The organism is Mesorhizobium intechi, assembly GCF_002879535.1.
Classification (GTDB): Bacteria; Pseudomonadota; Alphaproteobacteria; order Rhizobiales; family Rhizobiaceae; genus Mesorhizobium; species Mesorhizobium intechi.
The window spans coordinates 1-5,076 of record NZ_PNOT02000345.1; the positions used below are offsets into that span (position 1 = coordinate 1).

General features: G+C 65.8%; 5 protein-coding genes. All 5 read right to left on the bottom strand.

The genetic code is table 11. The features are described 5' to 3' along the window. A partial coding sequence (locus C1D09_RS29055) for a vWA domain-containing protein (RefSeq protein ID WP_246135917.1) occupies nucleotides 1–967 on the bottom strand: 967 nt, incomplete at its 3' end. A gap of 305 nt (nucleotides 968–1,272) precedes the next feature. After that, nucleotides 1,273–2,154 carry an AAA family ATPase gene (locus C1D09_RS29060; protein WP_143977428.1) on the bottom strand — a complete coding sequence of 294 codons (882 nt, stop codon included), beginning with the start codon at nucleotides 2,152–2,154 and terminating at the stop codon, nucleotides 1,273–1,275. Nucleotide 2,155: 1 nt separating this feature from the next. After that, on the bottom strand, nucleotides 2,156–3,160 hold the full coding sequence (locus tag C1D09_RS34140) for a xanthine dehydrogenase family protein molybdopterin-binding subunit (RefSeq protein WP_143977429.1): 1,005 nt from the start codon (nucleotides 3,158–3,160) through the stop codon (nucleotides 2,156–2,158). Nucleotide 3,161: 1 nt separating this feature from the next. Next, entirely contained in the window at nucleotides 3,162–4,529 is a 1,368-nt protein-coding gene (locus tag C1D09_RS34145; protein ID WP_143977430.1) for a xanthine dehydrogenase family protein molybdopterin-binding subunit, read from the bottom strand. 11 nt (nucleotides 4,530–4,540) lie between these two features. Continuing rightward, nucleotides 4,541–5,023, bottom strand: a complete 483-nt coding sequence (locus C1D09_RS29075; RefSeq protein WP_143977431.1) for a (2Fe-2S)-binding protein — start codon at nucleotides 5,021–5,023, stop codon at nucleotides 4,541–4,543. Between the last annotated feature and the right edge of the window lie 53 nt (nucleotides 5,024–5,076).

Genomic DNA, 5,076 nt, shown 5'->3' on the forward strand with positions numbered 1-5,076 from the left:
CCGTGGGGGCAGGGCGGGCGAGCGACAGGATGAAATCGGTGAGGCTGGTCAGCGACGAGCCGTCGATGAGATCGTCGAGATCAGGCAGGATGGCACGAAGCGCCGCCGTGGCCGGCCGGAAGCGCGGGTCGCCGGCCAAGGGCGTGGCCAGCGACAGCCGGAAGGCACGGGCGCTCAGCCGGCGCATCGCCGTCTGCAGTTCGGCATGATCGCCGCGCTCCAGTGCGTCGGACAGGATGATGACTGCTGCTCCACGCGCGAAGGACGAAAAGCGCGGCACGGAGAGAAAGGCGAGCAGCGTCGGCCCCATGCGGGTGCCGCCGTCCCAGTCGTCGACCTGGGCCGCCGCGCGGGCCAGCGCTTGGTCGCGGTCGCGGATGCGCAGCGCCGAGGTGATGCGGGTGAGCCGCGTGCCGAAGGTGAAGATCTCGGCGCGGTCAGCGCCCTGAACGGCGGCATGCGCCAGCTTGAGATAGTCCGCCGTGTGCCGCTTCATCGAGCCGGAGACGTCGATCAAGAGCAGCAGCTTGCGCGGCACTGTCTGGCGGCGGCGCAGCAGCGGCGAGGGCACGTCGCCATCGGCGCTGACGATTTCCCTGAGCGAGCGGCGCAAATCGAGCTTGCCGCGCGAAGGAGTACGCACGGTGCGGAAGGAGCGACGGGTGGGCAAAGCGAACGACAGTTTTCGGCGAAAGGCGGTCAGCCTGTCGTCGTCGCGCTGGAAGTCGCGTGTGCTCAACTGTTCCAGGGCCGAGGATAGCTCGCCACCTTCCTGGCTTTGCTCGGCTACGACCTGCTCGTCCTCGGCGCCGCCATCATCCCTGATGCGGGTTTCCTCGTCCGCTTCGCCTTCGACCATGGCTGAAGTGTTGCCGTAGAAATGGCTCTGGAAGTGGACTTCGAATTCGTCACGGCGATCGGGTGGCGGCGCCAGCGTGGCAAGGGCGGCTTCGCGAACGTCAGACATTGAGCGTGGGCCAAGTAATGTCACGGCTTGCATGAAGCCGGAGATTTGTTCGGGTGCGACGGCGAAACCGTAGCGGCGTAGCAGGCGGCCGAAGCCAAGGAAGGGCGCGGCGGCGCTGGGTAGGTTCTCCTCGCCCCGTCTGCGGGGGTGCGCAGGACGGGTCGAGACAGGCGTCTCGACCCCCGACGCCGGCTGGCAGATGAGCGGCGGCGCCACCTTTTGCCCATGATGGCGCTGCCCCTCATCCACCCCTTCGGGGCATCTTCTCCCCGTGAACGGGGAGAAGGGATCGATGAGGTTGCGGCTCACGCCAGCGCCTCCTCGACGATGCGGCCGAGCTCAGGCGTGATGTAGGACAAATCTTCCTCGTCCTTGATCAGTACGCCGATGGCGCGGCGGAAGGCTTCCGGCCAGGGGCTGCCGCCTTTTTCGAGGATGGTCGCGGCTTTGGCCCATTCGACCGCTTCGGCGATGCCGGGCGGTTTGGCCAGTGGCCGGGCGCGGATGGTCTGGACGGCTGATGCCACGGCGCGCGCGGTGGCCTCGGCGACATCGCCGGCGCGCAGCATGATGATGGCGGCCTCGCGCCCAGCGTCAGGATAGCCGATCCAATGATAGACGCAGCGCCGGCGCAGTGCTTCGGCGAGTTCGCGGGTGCGGTTGGAGGTCAGGATGACAATCGGCTGGGCGGCGGCGCGGATGGTGCCGCGTTCGGGAATGCTGATCTGGAAGTCGGAGAGGAACTCCAGCAGCAGCGCCTCGAATTCATGGTCGGAACGGTCGATCTCGTCCACCAGCAGCACGCGCTGCTGCGGTGCCTTCAGCACCTGTAGCAGCGGGCGGGCGATCAAAAAACGGTCGTCATAGATGTCGATCTCGTGCTCGCCGGCATGGCGGATGGCGAGCAGCTGGCGCTGGTAGTTCCATTCGTAGAGCGCGTGCGCGGCATCGATGCCCTCATAGCATTGCAGCCGGACCAGATCGCGGCCGAGCAATTCGGCGATCGCCTTGGCCGCTTCGGTCTTGCCGACGCCTGGCGCGCCTTCGAGCAGCAAGGGCTTGCCGAGCCGGATCGCCAGGAAGATGGCGGTGGAAAGGCTGTCGTCGGCAAGGTAGCGCGAGGCGGCAAGGTGCCGCGCCACCGCCTCCGGCGATGTCGCGACAGTCTCGGCGTCGAGTTCGGGCATGTCAGTTCGCCGCTTGCGCCCTGAGCGCGCGCAAGATGCGTTCCGGCGTGATGGGCAGCGTGTCGATGCGCACGCCTACCGCGTCGAAGACGGCATTGGCGACCGCCGGGATTTGCGGGTTGGCGCACATTTCGCCCGGCCCCTTGGCACCGTAGGGACCGTCCGCCGAGGGCCGCTCCAGGACGATGATCTCGGTCTGCGCGAGATCGCCGGGACCCGGCATCAGATATTGGTTGAAGTCGGTGCCGCCGTGATCGCGGTTGGGATAATAGGGCTCGGTGGTCTCATAGAGCGCGTGGCTGATGCCCATCCAGGAACCGCCGACCAGCTGTTGCTCGACCATTTTCGGGTTCAGCGCGCGGCCGATCTCGAACACGTTCTTAACCGTCAAAACCGTGACTTCGCCGGTCTCGTCATCGACCTCGACTTCGGCCACGGTGCAGGCGTGAGCGTAACAGGTCGAGGGCTTCATCGCGCCGGTCTCCTTCTCCGGGTAGGAGCGCGGGATCAGGAACATGCCGCGGCCCGATATGGACCGGCCGCGCTTGAAATGCGCCGACAGCGCGACATCGAAGATCGAGATCGATGTCTGCGGCGCGCCCTTGACCAGTATGTTGCCCTGGCCGTTGGTCTCGAGGTCGGAGGCGTTGACCTCAAGTTCCTCGGCGGCGACTTCCAGCATCACCTGGCGCGCTTCCTTGGCCGCCTGGATGACGGCGTTGCCGGCACGGTGCGTGCCGCGCGAGGCGAAGGTGCCCATGCAGTGCGGGCCGGTGTCGGTGTCGGCGGTGTCGACGACGACTCGGTCGGTCGGCACGCCGATGGTCTCCGCGCAGATCTGCGCCATGATCTGTTTCATGCCCTGGCCGAGATCGACCGACGACAGCGTCACCATGAAATTGCCAGTCGGCGTCGAATGCACCAGCGCCTGGGTCGGGTCGCCGCCGAGATTCATGCCGGTGGGATAGTTGATCGCGGCAACGCCGCGCCCGCGCCGGATCGCCATATCAGGCTCCCTTCTTGTAGGAGGACATCGCCATGAATTTCTCCGCTACCGGCCAGTTAGCGGCGCGCGAGGCTTCCTGCATGCACTCGATGAGTGCTGCCCCTTCCGTCGGCTGGCGATGCGCCTTCATGTCGCCGTCGCGATAGGCGTTGATGAAGCGGAATTCGAGCGGGTCCATGCCGATCAGCCGCGCCAGCTTGTCCATCTGCACCTCCAGCGCGAAGTCGCCGATGGTCACGCCGAAGCCGCGCATTGCCGAGGACGGCGTGCGGTTGGTGTAGACGCAATAGGTGTCTATCCAGACATTGGGGATGGTGTAGGGGCCGGGATAGTGTCCGGCACCCTTCTGCGCGCCATAGGGCGAGTGGCGCGAATAGGCGCCGGCATCGGTGTAGCCGGTAACCTTTCGGGCGACAATCCGGCCGTCCTTCATGACGCCGTCCTTGATGACGACTTTTTCGGCCGCGCGAGGCGAGGATATCTGCATTTCCTCTTCGCGGCTGTAAACAAAGGAGACCGGCCGGCCGGTGAGCTTGGCGCCGAGGATGGCGATCGGCTCGACGATGACGTCGACCTTGCCACCAAAACCGCCGCCGACCGTGCCGCCGACGAAATGCAGCTTGCTGCCCGGCATCTGCAGGATGATCGAGGTGTTGTCGAGGGTGAAGAACATCGCCTGCGTGTTGGTGTAGCAGGTGAAGCGGTCATTGCCTTCGGGCGCAACCACGCAACCGGTGGTCTCGGTCGGCGCATGCTCGATCGGCGAGGATTGGTAGCTCTGCTCCAGGATGTGGTCGGCGCCGGCGAAGCCCGCCTCGACATCGCCGAAGCGTACCTTGCGGCACTCGCCGCTGTCATAGAGGTAATGGTTCTGGCCGTGATATTCGTTGACCAGCGGCGCGCCGGGCTTCAGTGCTTCCTCCATGTCGAAGACGGCCGGCAGCACTTCGTAGTCGATCTTGACCTTGGCGGCGGCCTCCTGCGCGGCGCGCTCGGTCTCGGCCAGCACCGCCACCACGGCCTCGCCCTTCCAGCGCACCTTGCCGTCGGCCAGCACCGTCTCGTCCTCAGGGCCGATCTGGATGAGGATCAGGATGGTGTAGACGTTGTGCGGTACGTCCTTGGCGGTCAGCACCTTGACGACCCCCGGATGTTTCTCAGCCTCGGATGTGTCGATCGAGCGGATGCGGGCGTGGTGGTGCGGGCTGCGCACCATCTTCAAGTGCAGCATGCCGGGAAAGGTGCGGTCGGCGAAAAACGCGGTCTTGCCGGTAACATGGCCAGGCGAATCCGAACGCGGTCGGGGCTGGCCGATCTCGTGCAGGTCGTCGTTGCGGACATCGGCGAAGTAGTTCTTGCGCAGTTCCATCCTTGCGTCCCTCAGGCCACGTTCTGCGAATTGGCACGGGCCGCCGTGAGCACCGCCTTGATGATCGGCTCGTAGCCGGTGCACCGGCAGATATTGCCCGACAGGGCCTCCACCACCTCATCGCGGCTGGGGTTTGGCGTGTGGTCGAGCAGCACCTTGGCGGCCATGATCATGCCCGGCGTGCAAAAGCCGCATTGCGCGGCGAAGGTGTCGAGGAAGGCGCGCTGCAGCGGATGCAGGACGCCGCCTTCGGCGAGGCCGGATGTCGTGGTGATGGTGGCGCCATCGCAGGTTTCGGCCAGCGTCAGGCAGGAGAGCCTGAGTTCGCCGTCGATGATGACCGAGCAGGCGCCGCATGTGCCCTGGTGGCAGCCGCCCTTCGGCGAGGTGTCGCCGATCTTGTCGCGCAGAGCGTTGAGCAGCGTCGTGCCGCTGTCGATGAATTCGGCCTTTTCAGAGCCGTTCAGCGTGAATTGAACCGGGACCTTCGCCATGTTTCCTCCTTGCGCGTCTGCCCGACGGATCGGACAGACGCGCGCCCCCCTAT

Excerpts from the sequence above, each read along its gene's own strand:
- C1D09_RS29060 (WP_143977428.1), bottom strand. The coding sequence starts at position 2,154 with ATGCCCGAACTCGACGCCGAGACTGTCGCGACATCGCCGGAGGCGGTG.
- C1D09_RS34140 (WP_143977429.1), bottom strand. The coding sequence starts at position 3,160 with ATGGCGATCCGGCGCGGGCGCGGCGTTGCCGCGATCAACTATCCCACC.
- C1D09_RS34145 (WP_143977430.1), bottom strand. The coding sequence starts at position 4,529 with ATGGAACTGCGCAAGAACTACTTCGCCGATGTCCGCAACGACGACCTG.
- C1D09_RS29075 (WP_143977431.1), bottom strand. The coding sequence starts at position 5,023 with ATGGCGAAGGTCCCGGTTCAATTCACGCTGAACGGCTCTGAAAAGGCC.